At 30.4% G+C, this 21565-nt stretch carries 16 protein-coding genes; 13 read left to right on the top strand and 3 right to left on the bottom strand.

What is annotated here, in order from left to right:
• Window positions 1–776: 776 nt before the first annotated feature.
• A complete protein-coding gene (locus ACIQZC_RS01160; protein ID WP_396137405.1) occupies window positions 777–1358 on the bottom strand; it encodes a hypothetical protein in 582 nt (193 codons plus the stop codon).
• 109 nt (window positions 1359–1467) lie between these two features.
• On the opposite strand from ACIQZC_RS01160, the gene ACIQZC_RS01155 reads away from it, so the two are divergent.
• From ACIQZC_RS01155 to ACIQZC_RS01125, 7 genes are all read left to right on the top strand, one after another.
• Entirely contained in the window at window positions 1468–2358 is an 891-nt protein-coding gene (locus ACIQZC_RS01155) for a helix-turn-helix transcriptional regulator (RefSeq protein WP_396137404.1), read from the top strand.
• Window positions 2359–2416: 58 nt separating this feature from the next.
• Window positions 2417–4135: an N-6 DNA methylase gene (locus ACIQZC_RS01150; RefSeq protein ID WP_396137403.1), complete on the top strand. Its 1719-nt coding sequence runs from the start codon at window positions 2417–2419 to the stop codon at window positions 4133–4135.
• 3 nt (window positions 4136–4138) lie between these two features.
• Window positions 4139–5350, top strand: a complete 1212-nt coding sequence (locus ACIQZC_RS01145) for a restriction endonuclease subunit S (protein ID WP_396137402.1) — start codon at window positions 4139–4141, stop codon at window positions 5348–5350.
• Window positions 5350–7173: a DUF262 domain-containing protein gene (locus ACIQZC_RS01140; RefSeq protein ID WP_396137401.1), complete on the top strand. Its 1824-nt coding sequence runs from the start codon at window positions 5350–5352 to the stop codon at window positions 7171–7173. The genes ACIQZC_RS01145 and ACIQZC_RS01140 overlap by 1 nt, the downstream gene beginning before the upstream one ends.
• 1 nt (window position 7174) lies before the next feature.
• Window positions 7175–10186 carry a type I restriction endonuclease subunit R gene (locus ACIQZC_RS01135; RefSeq protein ID WP_396137400.1) on the top strand — a complete coding sequence of 1004 codons (3012 nt, stop codon included), beginning with the start codon at window positions 7175–7177 and terminating at the stop codon, window positions 10184–10186.
• Window positions 10187–10205: 19 nt separating this feature from the next.
• A complete protein-coding gene (locus ACIQZC_RS01130; RefSeq protein WP_396137399.1) occupies window positions 10206–10577 on the top strand; it encodes a hypothetical protein in 372 nt (123 codons plus the stop codon).
• A 196-nt stretch (window positions 10578–10773) separates the two neighbouring features.
• Window positions 10774–12612, top strand: coding sequence for a UvrD-helicase domain-containing protein (locus tag ACIQZC_RS01125; RefSeq protein ID WP_396137398.1), 1839 nt, complete (start codon window positions 10774–10776; stop codon window positions 12610–12612).
• Window positions 12613–12827: 215 nt separating this feature from the next.
• Here ACIQZC_RS01125 and ACIQZC_RS01120 read toward each other — a convergent pair whose 3' ends face one another.
• Window positions 12828–13844, bottom strand: coding sequence for a helix-turn-helix transcriptional regulator (locus ACIQZC_RS01120; RefSeq protein ID WP_396137397.1), 1017 nt, complete (start codon window positions 13842–13844; stop codon window positions 12828–12830).
• A gap of 196 nt (window positions 13845–14040) precedes the next feature.
• Between ACIQZC_RS01120 and ACIQZC_RS01115 the strand changes: the two genes are divergently transcribed.
• The 4 genes from ACIQZC_RS01115 (at window position 14041) to ACIQZC_RS01100 (ending at window position 18209) form a co-directional block, all read left to right on the top strand.
• Window positions 14041–16161: a DUF3696 domain-containing protein gene (locus ACIQZC_RS01115; protein ID WP_396137396.1), complete on the top strand. Its 2121-nt coding sequence runs from the start codon at window positions 14041–14043 to the stop codon at window positions 16159–16161.
• On the top strand, window positions 16145–17023 hold the full coding sequence (locus ACIQZC_RS01110; RefSeq protein ID WP_396137395.1) for a hypothetical protein: 879 nt from the start codon (window positions 16145–16147) through the stop codon (window positions 17021–17023). Before ACIQZC_RS01115 ends, ACIQZC_RS01110 begins: the two co-directional genes overlap by 17 nt.
• Window positions 17023–17526 carry a hypothetical protein gene (locus ACIQZC_RS01105; protein ID WP_396137394.1) on the top strand — a complete coding sequence of 168 codons (504 nt, stop codon included), beginning with the start codon at window positions 17023–17025 and terminating at the stop codon, window positions 17524–17526. The genes ACIQZC_RS01110 and ACIQZC_RS01105 overlap by 1 nt, the downstream gene beginning before the upstream one ends.
• 236 nt (window positions 17527–17762) lie before the next feature.
• Window positions 17763–18209, top strand: coding sequence for a hypothetical protein (locus ACIQZC_RS01100; RefSeq protein WP_396137393.1), 447 nt, complete (start codon window positions 17763–17765; stop codon window positions 18207–18209).
• A 125-nt stretch (window positions 18210–18334) separates the two neighbouring features.
• On the opposite strand, the gene ACIQZC_RS01095 is transcribed toward ACIQZC_RS01100, so the two are convergent.
• Window positions 18335–18856 carry a hypothetical protein gene (locus ACIQZC_RS01095; RefSeq protein ID WP_396137392.1) on the bottom strand — a complete coding sequence of 174 codons (522 nt, stop codon included), beginning with the start codon at window positions 18854–18856 and terminating at the stop codon, window positions 18335–18337.
• Between the two features lie 163 nt (window positions 18857–19019).
• Between ACIQZC_RS01095 and ACIQZC_RS01090 the strand changes: the two genes are divergently transcribed.
• Both ACIQZC_RS01090 and ACIQZC_RS01085 read left to right on the top strand, forming a co-directional pair.
• Window positions 19020–20384 carry a hypothetical protein gene (locus ACIQZC_RS01090; protein WP_396137391.1) on the top strand — a complete coding sequence of 455 codons (1365 nt, stop codon included), beginning with the start codon at window positions 19020–19022 and terminating at the stop codon, window positions 20382–20384.
• 358 nt (window positions 20385–20742) lie between these two features.
• Window positions 20743–21387 (top strand): hypothetical protein, encoded by a 645-nt coding sequence (locus ACIQZC_RS01085; protein ID WP_396137390.1) that lies wholly within the window; start codon window positions 20743–20745, stop codon window positions 21385–21387.
• Window positions 21388–21565 lie beyond the last annotated feature (178 nt).

Here is a 21565-nt window from a genome sequence, read left to right as displayed (position 1 = left end):
AACTCTTCTTATAGGAGTTGTGGCAATAGGATTATTCGTGTACGTAATTGACCAGGAGCTTCAAAAAAAGTAGTTGACACATCAAAAGTAAGATTAAGCCCGAGCGATAGCGTTAGGGCTTTTTTGTTATTCATAAGGTATCTCCTGCCCTACTTCTACAAAAATTACCCCCGAAAATGCCTGTAGCAAAAAAGATATTCTAAAAGATATTACTTATTATAAATACTATTTTTTTTCGATAGGCTGTAAACCATAGAACTTAATATTTAGCAAAAATCACACCTGTAAAGAAGCAAATTTATAATGTATTCATTGCAATGTCAATGCGCATGAATATGCTATAAAATAGCTTTACAAGCGCTTGAAATTGTTAGATAAAAATGTGTGGTTTGACACAAAATAGTGGAAAATAGAAACGTATCCTTATTACTGTTGTTTATGAATGAACTTTCTATTTAATAAAAAATAACTTCAAACCACATTATGTTATTTCACAACAATTCCATCCCATCTTTCATGTTTAAAACAATATTGTAATAGTTAAAATTTTTACGCTTTACTTTTTCAACTTTGATGAGATTAATGATAAAAATACCAAAAAAAATAGAAGGCGAAATGATTAGGCATTTTTTTATATTGTATAAAAAAATTAGTTAAATACATTTAAGCTTATTGTTTTTAAAACATAGTAAAATTAGAATTTTGCTTGGAACGATAATAAGGTTTAACTTTTAAGTTAAACCTTATTATTACTTTTGTAAAAGGTAGTTTGGTGTTTACCAATCTCCTTTCGAAGGACTTTGAGAATTGATAAACTCAAATAAAGATTTGTTGAGACCATTAAAATAAACTGGAACATCGTTAATATTTTTCCAAGTGCTTCTTAGAGTTCCATCCTTCTTGTAAATAGTTTTTTCTAAATATTCTTTATCGAGATTACTATTAAAAAGTACATTATCACTCCAGCCACCTCTTGAATATTGACTTGGTGCTAAATAATTCTCCATTCCTATAATATCAAATTTATACCTACCGTCTTTAATCGAAATCTCAATTTGATATTTTGTTTCTTGATAAGATTTCCCCAACAGAGGTATGTTGATTGAATAAAAAGCACTCGAAAATCCCTCAAAACGAACATATTCATTATCTATGGTAGATAAAATAACCTTATCAGGATTTTTATAGGTAACTTTAATCCATTCTATAACTTTTTTATATATTTCAGAAGCAGTTTTATTTTCAACTGTCCCAACAATATAATCGGTCATTCCTTTTTGGTTGTCAAATGTAAATTCTGTTTCCTGTCCAAAACCAAATTGTGCAACAAACACAATGAATACTAATACTTTTTTCATTTCTTATAATTTTAAAATTTAAACAAATAACATTAACTTTTGTGACAACTAAAGTCAATTGCTTGTTAGGGTTGTTGTTTTGACTTAACTTGTCCCAAAATTTAAAAAAATGTTTAACCAACATAAAATTTACAGGGTTTTACAACTTATAACCCAACTCCAAAACAAGCCTTCAAAATCGGTTCGGTTTATGGCTACTTTTCTAGAATGTACCGAGCGTACCACCTATCGTTACATCGACCTTTTAAAACAATTGGGATTTGATGTGCAAAAAGATGAGCATAATAAATTCTTTATAGTTAGAGAAAATCAAATAGAGGAACATTTTACAGGCGAAGAAGCAACCTTTTTAGTTGAAATGGTTAAAACTGTAGGAAAGGAAAATTTGCTAAAGGACTCCATTCTAAAAAAAATATATTTAAAATCGGATATTTCACAGCAGGCTAATGCTCTATTCAAAGCCCATTTAAGCAAATTAGTAGAAAAATTAAACAATGGAATAGCTAATAATAAGAAAGTGGTTTTAAAACAGTATCATTCGGTTAATTCAAACAAAATTTCGGATAGGTTGGTTGAACCTATTCAGTTTACCGAAAATTATAATGCCATTTGTGCTTATGAAATTGAAAGTCAAATTACAAAATACTTTAATTTAGAACGAATTATAGCTGTTGAAGTATTAGATAATGAACAAGAGTTTCAAAAGCTCCATAACATTGAACCTACTGATGTATTTGGCTTTACGGAACGCAATGGAGAACAATTTGAAGTGGAATTACAATTATCGCTTAGGGCATATATTCTTTTCAAAGAAGCAAATGCTGGATTGGAAAAACACATGACTAAAATTGAAAACTCAGACCTTTACTTGTTGAAAGTCAGTATTAATAATCCAAAACCAATTATCAGTTTAATTAGAGGATTTAAAGATGAACTTAAAATTACAGGCTCTAAACAGTTTATTAAATTTTTAAAAAATAAATCTTATTTTTTAAATTAAACATTTATATTAATTTGGAATAATCTATTTTTGTTACATCATTATTTTAAAACAATTCATGAAAAACGTAAAAGAATCAGCAAATTTTATCTGGTCAATTGCAGACTTACTTCGAGGTGATTACAAACAAAGTGATTATGGGAAGATTATATTACCATTAACCGTAATCAGACGTTTAGATTGTGTTCTTGAAAGTACCAAAGCTGATGTGCTAAAAAAGTATGACCAGCTTAAAACCACCAACGTTGAGAATCTTGACCCGATTTTGAACAAAACTGCTGGATTTAAGTTCCACAATAAAAGCCAATTCGACTTTGAGAAGCTAATAGCTGACCCAAATAACATAGCATCAAATCTTAGAAATTACATCAACGGATTCTCAGAGGATGCTAGAGAAATTATTGAACAATTTGAGTTCGATAACCAAATCAACAAAATGGATGATGCCAACTTGTTGTTTATGGTTGTGAAGCGTTTCCAAGAAATAGACTTACATCCAGACCGTATTTCAAGTATGGAAATGGGATACATGTTTGAGGAATTAATTCGAAAATTCGCTGAGATTTCGAACGAAACCGCTGGGGAACACTTTACACCAAGAGAGGTTATCAAGTTGATGGTGAATATTCTGTTCTTGAATGACCGTGATATTCTAACCAAAAAAGGTATTACCAAAACGATATACGATAGTTGTGCGGGAACTGGTGGCATGCTATCTGTTGCTGAAGAATATCTGCACGAGCTTAATCCAGATGCACGTTTGGAGGTATTTGGTCAAGAATTGAACCCAGAATCGTATGCAATTTGTAAATCGGATTTGTTGATTAAAGGTCAAAACGCATCCAATATCAAAAAAGGGAACAGTATATCAGAAGACCAACTATCCAATGAGAAATTTGATTACTTGATTACCAATCCACCGTTCGGTGTGAAATGGGAAAAGTTTGGAAAGAAAGTTAAAGAGGAACACGAACAGTTGGGTCATGGTGGACGATTTGGAGCTGGATTGCCATCAGTTGGTGACGGTTCGTTCCTGTTCTTGATGCATTTAATGAGCAAAATGAAACCAGAAGGTTCTCGATTGGCTATTGTATTTAATGGTTCACCACTTTTTTCTGGCTCTCCAAGCAAAACAAAGAACGAGAGCAGTATTCGCCAATGGATAATTGAAAACGACTTCCTAGAGGCTGTAATTGCTTTACCAAATCAGTTGTTTTATAACACTGGTATTTCAACCTATATTTGGGTGATATCAAATCACAAACCCAATAACAGAAAAGGCAAAGTTCAGTTGATTAACGGAGTTGATTTCTTCAAGAAAATGAGCAAATCATTGGGTGACAAACGAAACGAATTATCTGATGACCACATAGCTCAAATTACAAAAATATACGGTGAATTTAAAGAAGGTGACTACTCAAAAGTATTCGACAACAAAGCGTTTGGATATGCTAAAGTAACGGTTGAACGACCAGAACGTAATGCTAAAGGGCAAGTTGTATCCGATAAAAAAGGCAACCCAAAACCAGATTCATCTTTGCGTGATACGGAAAACATTCCATTGTTGATGGATGTGCAAGAATACATGGAAAAAGAAGTGTTACCACACGTGCCAGATGCTTGGATTGACCACAGCAAAACCAATGTAGGATACGAAGTCAATTTCACCAAATATTTCTATCAGTATAAGCCTTTACGTTCGTTGGACGACATAAGAAAAGACATCATGGCTATTGAACAAGAAACGGACGGATTATTAAAAGAAGTTATCGGATAGACTATGAAGAAATACGATAGCTATAAAGATTCGGGTATTGAGTGGATTGGAGAAATTCCAAGTCATTGGGATGTTACTAGAATTAAATATAAATTCCAAATCGGAAGAGGAAGAGTTATATCAAATGAAGACTTGGTAGAAGATGCAATTTATCCTGTTTATTCATCACAAACTCTCAATAATGGTTGCCTAGGATATATTGAAACATTTGATTTTGACGATAAATTAATTACATGGACAACTGATGGTGCAAATGCTGGAACAGTATTTTTAAGAGAAGGGAAATTTAATTGTACAAATGTTTGTGGCACACTAAAAGGAAAATCCGATGATGTAATACCAGAGTTTGACTATTATTTTTTACAATATGCTACTCAATTTTACAAGCGACCAGATACTAATGGTGCTAAAATTATGAATAATGAAATGGCTGTGATTTTGTCGTTAAAGTTATCAACTGAAGAACAAACAGCTATCGCCAAATACCTCGACCATAAAACAACTCAAATTGACCACCTAATCGCCAAGAAAGAGCAGTTTATTCAATTGTTAGAAGAAGAACGTATTGCAGTAATTAACCAAGCAGTAACCAAAGGTCTTGACCCAACAGTACCTATGAAGGATTCGGGGATTGAGTGGCTGGGAGAGATTCCAGTGCATTGGGAACTAAAAAGGATGAAATATTTGTGTGACGTTACCACTGGTGGAAAAGACACAGAAAATAGAGAAGATGACGGGGAATACCCATTTTTTGTTCGTTCACAAACTATTGAAAGAATTTCTACATACTCATTTGATGGAGAAGCAATTTTAACGGCTGGCGATGGTGTTGGTGTTTGTAAAGTTTGGCATTACGTAAATGAAAAATTTGATTTTCACCAAAGAGTTTATATGATGTGTAATTTCAAACCTGTTCTAGGTAAATACTTGTTTTATTATTTGAAAGAAAATTTTGGAAAAGAAGTAATGAAATTATCTGCTAAATCAACAGTGGATTCTCTGAGAAGACCAATGTTTCAGAACTTCATGGTTTGTTTTGGTTCGCTAGAGGAACAAAAACAGATTATTAGTCATATTGAAAAAGAAGAACTCAGAATCGAAACATTAATTAACAAATACCACCAAGAAATCGAACTATTAAAAGAGTATAAAACGGCATTAATCAGTGAAGTGGTTACTGGTAAGGTGGATGTTAGAAACGAAAAATTAAATTAATGAAGAAAATATTAGGAGCACCGAAAAGTATTAGAGAATTGTTTACTGGAGTTAAATACAGTATTCATTATTATCAAAGAGAGTACCAATGGCAACGCAAACAAATTGAAGAGCTGATTGAAGATTTGACAGGTGAGTTTTTGGAATATTATTCCGAAACACACGAACGAAATGAAGTAGAAAAATACGGTCACTATTTCATGGGGTCTGTGGTGCTTACTGAGGATGAAAATGCAATTATTGATGGACAACAAAGGCTAACATCTTTGAGCCTAGTGCTGCTTTTTATTACCAAACACCTTCAAGATACAAACGATAAAGCAGAAGTGTTAAACCTAATTTATTCTCAGAAATATGGGAAAACTACCTTCAATATCAACGTTGAAGAACGCACGGAATGCCTAGAAGCGATTATTAACGATGTTGTTTTTGAGCCCGAAGGTCATCCAGAAAGTGTTCAAAATATTTGGCACAGATATAATGACATTATCGAGTTGATGATGGATGCTGTTCCAGAAGAAGCATTACCATTTTTCAAGGATTGGTTGATTGACAATGTACAATTTATAAAAATTGTTGCACAAACGGAACAAGACGCACATAAAATATTTGTTTCGATGAATGACCGTGGTCTTAGCCTAACTGCAACCGAGATGTTGAAAGGGTATTTACTTTCGGAAATTGCTGACAATGATGAAAGACTAAAAGCAAACGAGCTTTGGAAAGCTAAAATGTTAGAATTAAAAGCTCTGGGTAAGGAGCAAGAAAGTGATTGCATAAAAACATGGTTAAGGTCACAATATGGCGAAACAATCCGAGAACGTAAAAGAAATGCTACACCAGGAGATTTTGACATTATTGGTACTGCCTTTCACAAATGGTTAAGAGAAAATGGTAATAATATTGGACTTAGAAGGTCAGTAGACTATAGTGATTTAGTTCAGAAAGAGTTCATTTTGTTCTCCAATACTTACATTAGAATTGCAGAATACTCGGCAAAGTTGACTGAAGGGTTTGAATACATTTTCTATAATTCAGACAGAAACTTCACATTGCAACCTCTAATACTCTTGGCAAGTTTGGACAAAAATGACACAAAAGAAATTATTGATGCCAAACTAAAAATTGTATCGTGCTTTTTAGACCAATACATTTCAATTCGAATATTCAACTTCAAAACACTTGATTATTCAGCAATGACATACACTATGTTTATGCTTGCGAAAAAGATTAGAAGAAGAGCTTTAGGTCAATTGGTTGGGATTTTAACGGAAGAGATTGAAATCATGGAGTTCAGCATAGATGGAATTGAACGATTTAATTTAAGTGGCTGGACAAAACGATATATGTTGCACCAACTTGCCAGAATAACTCATTTTGTAGAAGAACAAAGTGGAAAAGACACCAAATTTGATGTTTATGTTAACCGTTCGATTAAAAACCCATACGACATTGAGCACATTTGGGTTGACCATTTTGAGAGGTATTCAGACGAGTTTGAATCAGAAGAAGAATTTCAAAGAACAAGAAATATGTTCGGTGATTTAGTTTTGCTTCCGCAAGATATAAACAGAAGTTTAAATGATTCTACCTACTCAAAAAAACTACCAAAATATTTTGGTCAAAATTTATTAGTGTCATCACTTAACGAAAATTGCTACGAAAACAATCCGAATTTTTTACGTTTTGCCAATGCGAACAATTTGAAATTTAATCCGAGCAATGACTTTACAAAAGAAACAATTAAGGAAAGACAAAACCTTTATTTAGAAATAGCAAAATTGATTTGGAATACAGATAATTTGCGAAAATATGTGATTTAATATGGCAAAAGGAATACATACAGAACTAACATTTGAACAGGCAATCGAATCCAACTTGTTGGAACACGGTGGTTATGTTAATGGTAGTTCAACAGACTTCGATGTTCAACAGGGATTATTTCCTAATTACATCACTGATTTTTTGAAGCAATCACAACCAAAAGCTTGGGATAAACTGGTTACTATCCACAAGGACGAAGCTGAGAAAAAAGTAATACTACGTTTGGTCAAAGAAATTGATTTGCGTGGTGTATTGGACGTGATTCGCAAAGGATTTACAGATTATGGAGTGAAGTTCCAGATGGCATATTTTAAGCCAGAAAGCACATTAAATCCAGAAGCAGACGAATTGTATCTTACCAATCATTTGTCAGTTACTAGACAGCTGTATTATGAGCGTGTAGGTAAGAACTCATTGGACATGGTGCTTTCTTTGAATGGATTACCAATTGCTTCCATAGAGCTTAAAAATCAGTTTTCTGGACAGTCTGTAGAGAATGCCAAGAAGCAGTATGTGTATGACCGTGAGCCAAACGAACCTATATTTCAATTCAAGAAAAGAACGTTGGTGCATTTCGCTGTGGATACCGATGAGGCTTTCATGACAACAAAGTTAGACGGAAAGAACACTCGTTATCTACCATTTAATTTAGGATACAACAATGGAGCTGGAAATCCACCAAACCCAGATGGATACAGAACATCGTATCTGTGGGAACAGGTTTGGACAAAAGATAGTTTCATGGACATTATTGGCAAATTCCTTCACCTTAGCGTGGAAGAATTTGAATTGAACGGTGTTAAAAAGAAAAAAGAAACCATCATTTTCCCTCGTTTCCATCAGATGCAAGTCGTACGTAAAGTGACAACTGATGCAAGACAAAGTGGTGCTGGAAAAAACTATTTGATTCAACACTCAGCTGGTTCTGGAAAATCCAATTCCATCGCTTGGTTATCATATAGGCTATCTAGTTTGCATGATAAGGCTAACAACAGAATCTTTGATTCGGTGATTGTAATTACCGACCGTAAGGTATTGGATTCGCAGTTACAAAATACGATTTACCAATTTGAACACAAAGACGGTGTTGTTCAAAAAATCGATAAAGATTCAACCCAGTTGGCAAATGCGATTTCAGCTGGTTCAAATATCATCATTACAACACTTCAAAAGTTCCCTTTTATTCTGGATAAAATTGGTGAAATCCCAGCTAGAAAGTATGCAGTAATAATTGATGAGGCTCACAGCTCGCAAGGTGGTGAAGCTACCAAAAAAATGAAGGAAGTACTATCAGCACAATCATTGGAAGAAGCTGAGAAAGATGAGGCTTACAAAGGATTGGAAGAAGATGCGGAGGATGAAATAAGAAAGTCGATGTTAGCCAGAGGTAAACAGAACAACCTTAGCTTCTTTGCGTTCACCGCAACACCAAAACCCAAAACAGTTGAAGTATTTGGAACGATGGGTGCTCATGGTAAGCCAGAACCGTTTCACCTTTACTCGATGAAACAAGCTATTGAAGAAGGATTTATTCTCGATGTATTAAAAAACTATACTACCTATAAAACCTACTTCAAGTTATCCAAAGAAATTGAGGACGACCCGAAAGTAAATAAGAAAAAAGCATCCAGAGCAATTGGACGATTCATGTCATTGCATCCACATAACCTTGCACAGAAAACCGAAGTAATGGTGGAGCATTTCCGCCAAGTGGTTTCTAAAAAGATTGGAGGGAAAGCAAAAGCGATGGTAGTATCGAGCTCACGTTTACATGCAGTGAGATACAAAGAAGAATTCGATAAATACATCAAGGAAAAAGGGTATAACGATGTCAAAACCATTGTAGCATTTTCTGGAAAGGTAATCTATGGTAACGCTCCAGAAGGTGTGACCGAAGTTGAGCTTAATGGTTTTGCAGAAAAGGAATTACCTAGAAAGTTTGCATCTGATGAATACCAATTGTTATTGGTTGCGGATAAATACCAAACAGGATTCGACCAACCGTTGTTACATACCATGTATGTGGACAAGAAATTATCTGGCGTTAAAGCTGTACAAACACTTTCCAGATTGAACCGTATGTGTGCCGGGAAAGAAGACACGTTTGTATTGGACTTTGCAAATGATACTGATGAAATATTGGAATCGTTCCAACCGTATTATGAACTCACATCCATCAAGGAGAATTCAGACCCAAATTACTTATATGACTTAAAAGCTGAATTGGATAAAGCAAATGTGATTTGGGAAACAGAGGTGAATAATTTCTGTAACCTGTATTTCAAATCAGCAAAATCGTTGACAGTTTCTGACCAAGCAAAGCTGAACGCTTACATTGACCCAGCTGTAGAACGTTTCAAACAACTACCAGAGGAGAACTCAGATAAGAATGTAATTGGAACTGAAGTCACTCAAGAAGATTTCAAGAACACGATGCAAAGCTTTAATAGAACGTATTCGTTTTTAACTCAGATTATGCCTTTCTCTGATGTTGACTTGGAGAAGCTATTTACCTATACACGATTCCTGTACAAAAAATTGCCAAGAACTAGCCAGAATGATAAATTCAAGTTGGGTGACGAGGTTTCTTTGGAATACTACAGACTACAAAAGATTGCAGAACATAACATCGTTATGGAAAGCCAAAGTGTTTACGAACTTGAAGGTGGTGGTCAAGCTGGATTACGATTAACCAAAGAGGACGAAGCAAATTTATCTGAAATTATAGAAGTACTAAACAAGAAGTTTCAGACTGAATTTAATACAGCAGACAAGCTATTCTTTGACCAAATAGAAGAAGATATGGTGCTAGATGAAAAGTTAGCAGAACAAGCCAAGAACAACCCAATTGAGAACTTTAAATTCGGTTTCGATGACATATTCATGGATGCACTAATTAGTAGAATGGAGCAAAATCAAGATATTTTCGGTAAAATGATGGACGATAAGGAGTTTGGTGGATTGGTTAAAGGGTATATGTTGAAGAAAGTTTATGATAGATTAAGTAAATAAATTTGAAAATAAATAAATAATGAACGAAACATTATATCAACTAAAAGAAACCTTTTTACAAGAATGGCCTTTAGATCGTATTCAAAACATGACGTTAGAGGAGTATACAAATTTGGATAAGACCTCTTTTTGCTATTGGGTTGAAGCAACAACTACTGATTTGGGTAGTATATGGGGTGGTTCTGCCTATAAATTTGGTATCTTTAAAAGAAAAAATTTAGAATCAACAACTTCAAAAGAAAATCTGCTAACTGATGGTGAATATGGTTGGGCAAAAAAATATGGAAATACTAAAGAAATTGCCTTTCAAAATATAAAAAACATATTATCAGCTATTATTGAAAATACTCAAAACAATACAATTGTTTTGAAAAAAGAGGAGATAAATTAATAATTAAAACTCCTTTTTTAATACATTTACTATAAAGAATACAATTATTTGTTCTAATAACACTTAAACTAATAATTTAAAAAAAACTATATTTGTTTCCAATTCATAAAATATTTATTTTGAAATTAAACTCTGTATCAAATTTTTTTTGATATTATTTTTTACAAATATTTTTTGTTAATAACAAGTTTTAAAAATGAGTAATAGAATATTTCCAACTTGGGAACAAATTAAAGAATTTAAACAACCACTTACAGAGGGGGAATTATTCTTGTTACACTTTTTAGACCAAAACTTATCAAAAGACTTAAATTTCAATGTTAACGGAGACTTAACAGATTATAATGGATGGCTAATTTTTGTACAACCCTTTTTAAATGGTAGTCGACCAGACATAATAATATTTAATCCTAAAGTAGGAGTTCAAATAATCGAAGTTAAAGATTGGAACCTAAATAATTACTCATATAAAAGAGATAATTTAAATAAATTTGATTTTACCGTTAGTGATAGTAAAGGAACTTATAAAATAAAGTCTCCCATAAAACAGGTTGAATATTACAAAGAAAAATTATCTGGTCAACTTATTCCACAATTGGGTGAAGAAATGGATAAGGACAAAAGAAAATTTGGTCTTATTAAAACATCCGTTTACTTTCATAAAGCTACAACTGAAGCAGCTCAAGAATTATTCAAACAAGAAAATATTAATTTTGATTATTTTCCAATCTTTGGAAAAAATTCAGTTGCAAGTTCAAATTTAAGACAAATTGTACCTGATAGTTATTTATCAACTAGTTACTATTGGTTAAAAGAATGGAACAAAGAAATTTTATTTTGGCTAAATCCACCTTTTCATTCTATAGAGCAAGGAATTAGATTGTCACTAAATTCTTATCAAAGAAAATTTGCTGAACCAGCAACTGGACATTATAGAGTTAGAGGTGTTGCTGGTAGTGGAAAAACACAGGTGTTAGCACACAGAGCTGGTAACTTAGCTTCTCAAGGATACCGTGTTCTTATACTTTCTTTTAACATTACTTTATGGCATTATATAAGAGATATGGTTCAAAGAAGTCCATATGCTTTTAGTTGGAAAAATTTTACTTTTGGACATTTTCACGGATTTTGCAAAGATATTTTAAATGAATTTGGAGAGAAATGGCCAAGAGAAACTTCAGATTCTGAATCAACTTTCAGAGATATTGTGCCAAACAAAGTACTTGAAGTAATTCAAAGAGGAGATTTCGTCAAGTATGATGCAATTTTAATTGATGAAGGTCAAGATTATTACATTGAATGGTATAATATGCTTTGTCATTTCTTAACTAAAAGAGATGAGTTAGTTGTTGTATGTGACAAAAAACAAAACATTTATAGTCGTGAAATGGATTGGCTCGATAAAAGGCGCTCAGGCGTCGAGAAATTTGGAGAATGGATTGAGTTAAAAACTATAGTGAGATTACCAGAAAGAATTGCTGGAATAACCAAAGAATTTAGCGAAAGATTTAATCTAAATCAGGATGTAAGGGTTGAAAAAGTTGAAAGACCAGACCTTTTTAATCAATATTTAGAGCATTCTGTTTGGTGGAACATTCAAGAAAACGATTGGCTAATTAAAATAAATGAAGCTTTTGAAATAATTAAACAAAATGGTACTTCAAAACATGGCTCAGATACTGTTATTTTATTACCTGATAAAAATTTCGGAAACGAATGTGTAAAATATTTTGAAGAAACTAAAAACATGAAGGTAAATCATGTTTTTGAAAATGAATCTGAAAAAAGATATCACAAACATAAAAAAGCATTTTGGATGGGTGATAGTAGATTAAAAATCTCTACAATCCATAGCTTTAAGGGTTGGGAAGTATTAAACGTGATCTTATATATTCCAGAAAATTATTTTGGTGGTGACGATGCATTTGACAAAATAGTTTATACTGCAATGACACGTACAAGACAAAACCTAATTGTTATAAATTCAAACAAAAGATATTTCGATTTTGGTAATGAATTATCGAAAATATGGTAATAAAAAAAGAATCAAGTTATTAGGATAATTTGCTAACCTATTTTAAATGGACTTATAAACCGAAAGGAAAAGATTTTGATAACATTACCCTAGAAAAATTTGGTTTAGTTTGTTGTGGTGCTTGCAAAAAAAACAACAAGTAATTAACTAAGATGTATTTAAACTAACTTTTGTAAATCATAAATAACGATATTTATAATAAGTTAAAATATTATTTAGCTGTATAATTTAATATTATTGTCAATTCTATTCTTTATTCTTTCTCTTAAATATTTTGGTTCAATTACTTCAATACTTTCCCCATTACTCAATATTAATCTTTCTAATTCGTAATTAGGGATTACTTTTATTTTTACTTCTAATGTTTCCTCATTCAGCCATTTGTGTTTTTGTGTTTCATGGATGGGTTTGTTTTCCATGTATTTACCGGTATTTTTATTGAAGTGAAAAATAATTTCTTCTACTTCACTATCAATAGCTTTACTCACTCCAATCATGTCAGAGAAATAATCTTGCCAATCAATAGTTCTATTTGGGATGAACTTTATATTACTAGTTTCAATAGCTATAATACGGTCGATAGCTACATTCCAATCGGGTTTCATGGTTTCTTCATGCAATCCAAAAAGGAACCATCTGTTGTTGTATTGTTTTAAATAATATGGATGAAATGTAAAAGTATAAGGATCTATTGCCTTAAAATCTTGATAGGTTATTTGTAAGGGTAGTTGTTTTTGTGTCGCATTATACAATTCACTAAAATGCTCCATTCCTTTTAAATCTTGATTCGTCTCAAATCCTATAAAAGGTTGTTTATTATCGTCTGCTTTTAAATCGAATTTTAATTTGGCAATGATTTCTTGAATTCCTTCAAATTGAGGCATACCTTCAAATTGTGATAGCACTTGTACTGCTGATTGAAATTCGTTTAGTTCTATTTCATTAAGTGGCGCATTATTTATTGAAAAGTTGAGGTCTTCGTAGCGAAAGATTCTTTTTTTGCCATCAAATTCATCTGCTAATTCAATACCCCAACCTTCAGAACTTTTCATAAAGGCAATATCGTCTTGCATTTGACGGAGTTTGATGCAGTGTGACTCGTCATCAAAGAGTTCCATTAGTTTCTCGTTTAGCGTGTCTAACAAAATTTCTTTACTGAATTTTTTGTAAGGATTTCTAAAACAAGCATCTAAAATTTTATAGCGAATAAGTGGATTTTTAGTAATTGCCATTGACGTATTTTTTTCTATATTTACCAAACTTTGAATTTCAAAGATAGGGAATAAAATTAAATATGCACTTAAAATGCATAGCAATGAAATATGTTTGCAGAGTCAAACAATTTAACATATCTAAAATTGTTGCGATTAATTACGTTTAGTAAAATTAAAATTATTAAGTGATATTTATTATTTAAAAAAAAGTAAAATGAAAGGAATTGGTTTCAAAAACATGAAGGTTTTTAAAGACGAACAATGGTTTGATTTTAAAGACATTACTTTACTAACAGGAACAAATAATAGTGGTAAAAGTAGCTTAATAAATGCTATGCAAATGCTACAAGAAAACATCAAAGCAAAAAATATTGATGAACTATTTCGTACAGAATTTAAATTAACTTCAAATCAAACTAAATACGGTAGTATAGCTAATTTTGTCAACAATGAATCAACAAAACCGGAAGACAATTATTTCGTTTATATAAGACAAATTAACAATATTGAATATAGAATAAAGATTGATATAAATTCAGGATTAGAAAGCTATGGAAGTATTCATATGATAAGCGCTTTAGATGTAAAAACGAAAAATGAAATTTTTACAATTCGAGTAGAAAAACCTTATCCAAGTTATGAATGTAGTTTTAGAATAAATTATAAATATTTCATTGATAAATTTAATGCTAAGTGTAAAAATACCGAAATTTTAAGAAAGAGAGTAAGTGAATTAAATAAGTTAAAAGATGGTGTAAATAATGGTATAAATTCAGTTGAAGAATTTAAAAAATTCGCAGATGAGGTAAGTAAAGAAGTTTCTGTTTACATATTTTCAGATAAAACCATTTGGAATTCATTTGATACAAATGAAGAAACTGAATCATTCGAATACTTTATCAAAGAAAAGAAAGACATATTTATGGATAATAATGCTCAAACCATAGATGAAATTGGAGTTTTCTTTGCTGAAAGTAATAAGGATGAAAGAGAGTTAATATGGTCTACTAGTTTCATAAATGAAGATGATTACACCAAATCATTCAAAAACTCTTATGAAAATGGTATATTCGATTTTTCTATACTTTGGGAAAAAAATCCTGAAATTGAAAACGAATTTAGTAACCTGATATGTAGTTTTTATAAAAAAGATTTCAAAAAATCTCATAAAATGTTATGTGAGGATTTGATAACATTTTTATCTAATAGTAATTGGAAAATGAAAGAAACATATAGTTACGAATTTGGTAACTCTGCAGTTCCAACTAATTTAACTAAAGCTTTTATTGATAGTTTTCCTGACTTTGGTTTAACTGGTATATTGTTGCAGCGAAAAGAAACGAATGAAAAAGGAAGATGTGCCTTTAATTCAAACCAATTCATAGAAGCAAATCATAGTTTTAATGAAAATGTAGAAGCTATAATTAATTTAAGAAAAAAGAATTTTTTTGAAGAAGTATATGTTGAATTATCTAAGTTGTTTTTTAATAGCTATCAAGAAAATGAAAATAAAATAAATCCAGAAAATTTAATTTCAAAACCTGTAATTACAAATATATACGCCGACATTGTTAAAAAAATAATTAATTTAAATTTAGGCATACACAATACTACTTATGTTTCCTCAAATAGATTTTCGACAAAGAGAGCTTATAGTTTTAATGATAATTCTGATTTTACAAATTTGTTAAAACAAGTTGAAGATCCAAGAGCCAATGAAAAAGAGAATAGTAAAAAATTTATAAATAAATGGATAAAAGAGTTTGGTATTGGTGATGAATTACTTTTAAAACCTGATTTAGAAACAGGAAATTTTAAAGCATTTCTTAGAATAGGGTCTAATGAAAGACAATTAGCTGATTTTGGATTAGGAACTAATCAATTATTACCAATAATATTGTCATTAAGTATTCATAACTATTACTCTACACCAGTTGAAGATTTGATAACTCCAAGAACAGTTGTAATAGAGGAGCCGGAAGCAAATTTACATCCTGCGATGCAAAGCAAACTGGCTGAAATGTTTGTTGAAGCAACTAATAAATTTAATGTCCAAATAATTGCAGAAACACATAGCGAGTATCTTATTCGTAAAATGCAATACCTTGTAGCCAAAGAATATTTACATACAAGTAAAGATGGAATTTGTATTACAAATGATAGAGTTAATATTTATTATATAAATTCTAAAAAAGACGAAGAAGGAAGAAAAGCATACGAAATCAACATTACAAAAAATGGTCAACTAACTGAAAGTTTTGGAAAAGGTTTTTTTGATGAAACGACCAATCTTCAATTTGAGCTTTATAAATTAAATAATGCTCAATATAATTAGTGATATGGAAATCTATATTGAAAAAGAGGTTTTAGAAAAACTCAATAATGATTTTTTATCTAATAATTTATCATTAGGACAAAAATCCTTACGAGAGATTCTTACATCTTATTCTGAAATTAAATTTTGTACTAATTTTTCATTAGATAATTCTGAATTATTAAAATATAAAAGTGAAAATCCATTATTTAATTCTATTACTGTTGAAGCTCTATTTCAAAGTTTTGATTCTATTAATGATTTTATATCTAAAAGTGGTTTTAAACAATTAATTATTATAGATTCAAAAGAAAACTACAAAAATAGAGATTTGATTGAAAGTAAAGGAGGTTTGTATTTTACATATGATAACTACTCAGAAAAAATAGAAGAAATAATTGATTGTTTTCATAAGAAAATTGACTTATCAGAAAAATTTGTTGGATGGCAACAAATACTCAATAAAACTTTTTTAAAATTTAATGAAATTATAATTAACGATAATTACTTAATTAACGACATAAATAATATTAATAATTACATTTTGCCATTAGTAAAGGCTGTTAAAAAACAATGTAATCTAAATCGAATTACTTTTATAACAGATTACTTAAATCATCCAAATTATCAGAAAAACACCAAATTAGAAATATTAAAAAATGAGCTGAGAATTTCAAATATTGAAATAATTCATAATACTTTTAAAGGTTTTAGCAATCATGACAGAATTCTTTATACCAATTTTTTAATGATTGATTGCCCAATTGGATTTAATCAAGTAGATAGACTTTCAAACTCCATTATTACTATTGAAACAATATTTGATAAATTCACTTATAATAGACGAAGAAGACATTACAATAAAATAGATATTTTAAATTAATGACCCCAGAACAACAAGATATTATGCAGCAACTTGCTCAAATGGGAGATGTAGTCTATGTAAAAGAAGATGGAAGTCGTATTATTTTGAATGAAGAAGGTAAAATCCCTTTAAAAACCAATGCAGATGCTGTTTTTTATTTTTTAGAACGCATGGATAGCAATATGCTAAATTTAATTTTAGATAAAAACCTTCCTTATCAAGATTATGAGAAAAAAATGTTTGTCAAAAAATTGTCATATGCCTTTGACGAATTTTTTACACGGGGCAATACACATTTAAATCGTTTTGAAGGAAAATGTACTTCTAACATATGCACTAATGTAAACTGTCAAGGGTTTTCATTTGTTGGAAATTCTTCAAAAGATTATATGGATTTAATTCTTGAAATAAAAAATAATAAAGTCACTGATATCTATGAATGCAGTAAATTTGTGAACAGTGAAACCGATCTTATTAAAAATGAAAAGATTTGTATTGATACTTTAGAAGAACCCTTTTAAAGTTGACATTTTCTAAAAAAACATAACTATTGATAATGGATACAATTGAAAACCTTATACATTCTTTAGAACTCTTATCTGATAAGAAAAGTTTTTCAATGGGTGTGCATAGTACAAGATCAAACTTATGGCTACTACTTCATTTTAAACATCTTACAATTAAAAATAATAGAATTATTTATAGAATAAATAATGGTTTTCATCAACGAAAATCTACTGTTCATCCCGTTAGAACAATGAGAAAGAACTTTGATACCACAGCTCAATTTTTAACCTATTTAGCTACTAAATCATATGATCTGCTTTATTTTGAATTTGAATTTACAAATGGCTGGAAAATAAAAGAACGACCACAAACGGAATATTATTTTTATACAAATTCTTCACAAGAAAGAAATGAATTAATTCATAAGCTTTTTTTAATTGGTGGTCAAGAACCAATAATAATAGAAAATTTAATTGAAAACATCTGTTACTTCTATCGAGCCGATGGTACATTTTATATTGTTGACGATATGCCAGGACCCGATGAGTTTTGGAGTGAAGAAAGAAAAGATAAATGGAAAATTGATTATACTGCTAAACATTATCCTGAGAAAATTGTATCCAATATAGAAGGAATTCCTTTTGATTCCAAACCAATTTCATGGGATAACAACCAAACTGTTGACCCTCCTTTTTAATCTTTTATATGATAGAATATACTAAATAATAATTCTATTAAAATCTTGAAAGTGAATTTTTTAAAGTAAAATCAACACTGCATTTAAATTACATCTAGCCTCAGAATTCCAAAAAAAATCACTTATTAATACTTTGAATAATTACCATCAAACGTTACTCCATAACCTCCATAAATTAGATGGCAATCGGATGATTTAACTTTAATTGTATCCTCATTAAATGCAAAGAAAAGCTTGCAACGTTCTTCACCTTCATTATAAATAGGAAACTCTTTATTTTCTGTTCGATTATCATCAGAATAAAAAGCTTTACCTTTATCTATTTGGATGATAAAGAAATCCTCATTCATATTGCCTGAAAATTTGATATTTTGCTTGGTATAACTATCATAAGAATATCTCCAACCTGAAAAAGAAAATTTATAACAATCTTTTTGACCCGGTATCTTATTCAGCACTAAAGTATTTTCAAAATTAGCTCCTTTAGCAGTCCAATTTCCTGAAAAATCAGTTGTTGATTTTTGACAGCCTAATGGAATGATAAATGATATTAGATAAATGATATAAAGTATTTTATTTCTAATTCCAAACAGAAGACTTTTATCATCTGAAAGTAAATAAATTGAACGGGTAAGTCTGTAATACATAATAAATTAAAAATCAATACAATAATGAAGAAAAAACTAAGTTATTAATAATTATAACTCAAATTTTAATTTACCAAATCTCTAAAAAATTTATGAAATAAACCAATCTAACTTCCAAAAAAAAATTAATCCCAAATTAATTTATTAACCAAACCAACCTACTATGAAAAACAAGAAAAAAAAAGCAGTAATTGTTATTGTTTTGTGCGTGCTAATTATTTTAGCCCTTATCTACAAATGCGAGAATAAAACTGAAAAAAAAACAATCCAACATTCAGCAACCAAAATTGAAAATACCACTTACCAAAAACCTATTGATGGTCTTGATATCCCCTATCAATACTTTGAGGTTGACCCCAATGTAGATAATGTAATTCTTACCGAATCAGGAACAACAATACGCGTACCTAAAAATGCCTTTTTAGATGAAGCTGGAAACCCGATAACAAGTAAAGTAAAACTTGAATACCGTGAATTTAGAAATCCTTTAGACTTCTATGTTGCTGGTATTCCTATGGAATTAAATGAAAACGGAGAGGACAAAGTATTTGTCTCGGGTGGCATGTTTGAAATCAATGCTACGAACGCTAAAAATGCTCTGGTTTTTGTCAATCCAGCTAATAAAATTAAAGTTGATTTGTTAAGCACGTCCAAGTCTAAAGATTTTAATGTGTACGATTTAGATAAAGAAACCAACCAATGGATAGCCAAAGGAAAAGATATCATAACCGTTACTCGAAAAGAGGATGAAATTGAGGCGCTAAATATTCCACATCGCCCACAAATTGCCAAACCCTACTCCTTCTCCATTAAAGATGACACAGGTGAATATCCAGAAATTAGCGAATATGAAAATGTGAAATTTACACCTGTCGATCCCGCAAAATGTAAAATCTCGCATGCGCAAGAAATGAAAGTAATTCCTAGAAAGCATGGGTTATTCGAAGTGGTTTCAATTTTAAAATTTGGTAATATGAGAAAAGAAAATTCTTGTCTTTGTTATTTATCATTTGAGGAAGGAAAAGATTATAGTGAAGCTTTGAAAACTTACCAAAAAAAGTATGGTCCTCAAATAGCCAAAAGAGAAGCAATTGAAAAGCTTTGGAAAAAATATGAATTGGATTTAGAAAAAAACAAAATTCAAAAATCGGATTTGAATGAAAAAATAACCCGAACATTAGAAGTAAACCAATTTGGATTTGTGAATTTAGACTACCCTACTTCCTACCCTAAAGGTGTTGAACTACCAGCTGTTTTTGCTGATAGCAATGGGAATAAACTGTTATTAAGTAATATTGTGCTTATTGAAAAAGGAACCAATGCAATTTACCGATATAAAGACGTCATTAAATTTAATCCTAACAAAGATAACATCTTATGCGGTATTACTGAGGACAACAAATTAGCTTACATAAAAAAAGAGGAATTAGCCAAATATTCAAATACTTCAAAAAAGATTAAAATGAGAATATTTGAAGGAAAGCTGACTAAATATGAAGATTTATATAAGTTCCTTTTTAATGAATAATTACTTTATTTAAACAACTAGTTTTTAATAAACATGTCGCTAATAGTTTGCTAATAGCGACATGTTTTATTATTTTTCATTAAAAAACAGTAATTTTTTATTACGATATTCGTAAAAATGAGCCAATAAATTGTTAATTATTTTTTAAATAACTAACAATTTAAATAATTTATTAAATTAAATCCAACAAAACATTTTTTTTCTTGATTTACCCTATTGACAAATTACATAAGGTATAAACTTTATTTTTTTCTGATTAAATATCACTTTTAATTAGTAGAATTAATTGCATCTCCAACCAAAAAATAAAGTTGACACGAATGCTTATTGATAACATTATTAACTCAAATTCACACAAATGGAAAACAGACATCAAGTACACAACTTAATTATTTTAGACGAGAGCGGTTCAATGGAAGAAATTAAAAGATCTATCATCACTGGATTCAATGAACTCTTAGGTTCAATCAAAGAAATTGAAACAAAATTTTCAGACCAAGAGCACTTTATATCAATGGTATCTTTCAACAGTAATAAAATTAACCCATTACACTTTGTTGAACCATGTTCTAAGATTAATAAATTAAATACCGAAAATTACAATCCAGATGTACTAACTCCTTTACATGATGCAATTGGATACAGCATCAATAAACTTAGTGAGTATTTGAAAGATAAAGCAAACTATAGTGTATTGGTAACAATTCTTACTGATGGAGAAGAAAACGCATCAATAGCATATGATGCAATTAGTATAAAAAAGTTAGTTGAAAAGTATAAAAACAATAATTGGACTTTCACTTACATAGGAACAAATCATGACATTACAAAAGCAGCCAACGATTTAGATATTTTTAACGTACTAAACTTCTCTAGTGATAGTGAAGGAATTGTAAAAATGTTTGAACATGAAAAAATTTCAAGAGTGAAATATAGCTTGGATATTACTCACGGAATTGAAACTTCAGATTTTTATAAAAAAACTATTTTTAAATTACAATAACAAATTTGGATGATTATATAGGAAAATTTAAATAAATAAACAGATTTACAATATTCATCAAAATTATCAAAAAATTACTAAAAACAAGACACATCATACAAAGTAAATACGAGAGACATTTGATAATATATAAAAACAATTAAAAATTAATTAAAATGAAAAAAAATCTTTTATTACT

Source organism: Flavobacterium sp. (assembly GCF_044338735.1).
Lineage (GTDB): Bacteria > Bacteroidota > Bacteroidia > Flavobacteriales > Flavobacteriaceae > Flavobacterium.
This window is presented reverse-complemented; position numbering and strand designations above follow the sequence as displayed.

Bases quoted from the DNA above. Each gene is read 5' to 3' on its own strand.
- ACIQZC_RS01160 (WP_396137405.1), bottom strand. From the start codon at position 1,358: ATGAAAAAAGTATTAGTATTCATTGTGTTTGTTGCACAATTTGGTTTT.
- ACIQZC_RS01155 (WP_396137404.1), top strand. From the start codon at position 1,468: ATGTTTAACCAACATAAAATTTACAGGGTTTTACAACTTATAACCCAA.
- ACIQZC_RS01150 (WP_396137403.1), top strand. From the start codon at position 2,417: ATGAAAAACGTAAAAGAATCAGCAAATTTTATCTGGTCAATTGCAGAC.
- ACIQZC_RS01145 (WP_396137402.1), top strand. From the start codon at position 4,139: ATGAAGAAATACGATAGCTATAAAGATTCGGGTATTGAGTGGATTGGA.
- ACIQZC_RS01140 (WP_396137401.1), top strand. From the start codon at position 5,350: ATGAAGAAAATATTAGGAGCACCGAAAAGTATTAGAGAATTGTTTACT.
- ACIQZC_RS01135 (WP_396137400.1), top strand. From the start codon at position 7,175: ATGGCAAAAGGAATACATACAGAACTAACATTTGAACAGGCAATCGAA.
- ACIQZC_RS01130 (WP_396137399.1), top strand. From the start codon at position 10,206: ATGAACGAAACATTATATCAACTAAAAGAAACCTTTTTACAAGAATGG.
- ACIQZC_RS01125 (WP_396137398.1), top strand. From the start codon at position 10,774: ATGAGTAATAGAATATTTCCAACTTGGGAACAAATTAAAGAATTTAAA.
- ACIQZC_RS01120 (WP_396137397.1), bottom strand. From the start codon at position 13,844: ATGGCAATTACTAAAAATCCACTTATTCGCTATAAAATTTTAGATGCT.
- ACIQZC_RS01115 (WP_396137396.1), top strand. From the start codon at position 14,041: ATGAAAGGAATTGGTTTCAAAAACATGAAGGTTTTTAAAGACGAACAA.
- ACIQZC_RS01110 (WP_396137395.1), top strand. From the start codon at position 16,145: ATGCTCAATATAATTAGTGATATGGAAATCTATATTGAAAAAGAGGTT.
- ACIQZC_RS01105 (WP_396137394.1), top strand. From the start codon at position 17,023: ATGACCCCAGAACAACAAGATATTATGCAGCAACTTGCTCAAATGGGA.
- ACIQZC_RS01100 (WP_396137393.1), top strand. From the start codon at position 17,763: ATGAGAAAGAACTTTGATACCACAGCTCAATTTTTAACCTATTTAGCT.
- ACIQZC_RS01095 (WP_396137392.1), bottom strand. From the start codon at position 18,856: ATGTATTACAGACTTACCCGTTCAATTTATTTACTTTCAGATGATAAA.
- ACIQZC_RS01090 (WP_396137391.1), top strand. From the start codon at position 19,020: ATGAAAAACAAGAAAAAAAAAGCAGTAATTGTTATTGTTTTGTGCGTG.
- ACIQZC_RS01085 (WP_396137390.1), top strand. From the start codon at position 20,743: ATGGAAAACAGACATCAAGTACACAACTTAATTATTTTAGACGAGAGC.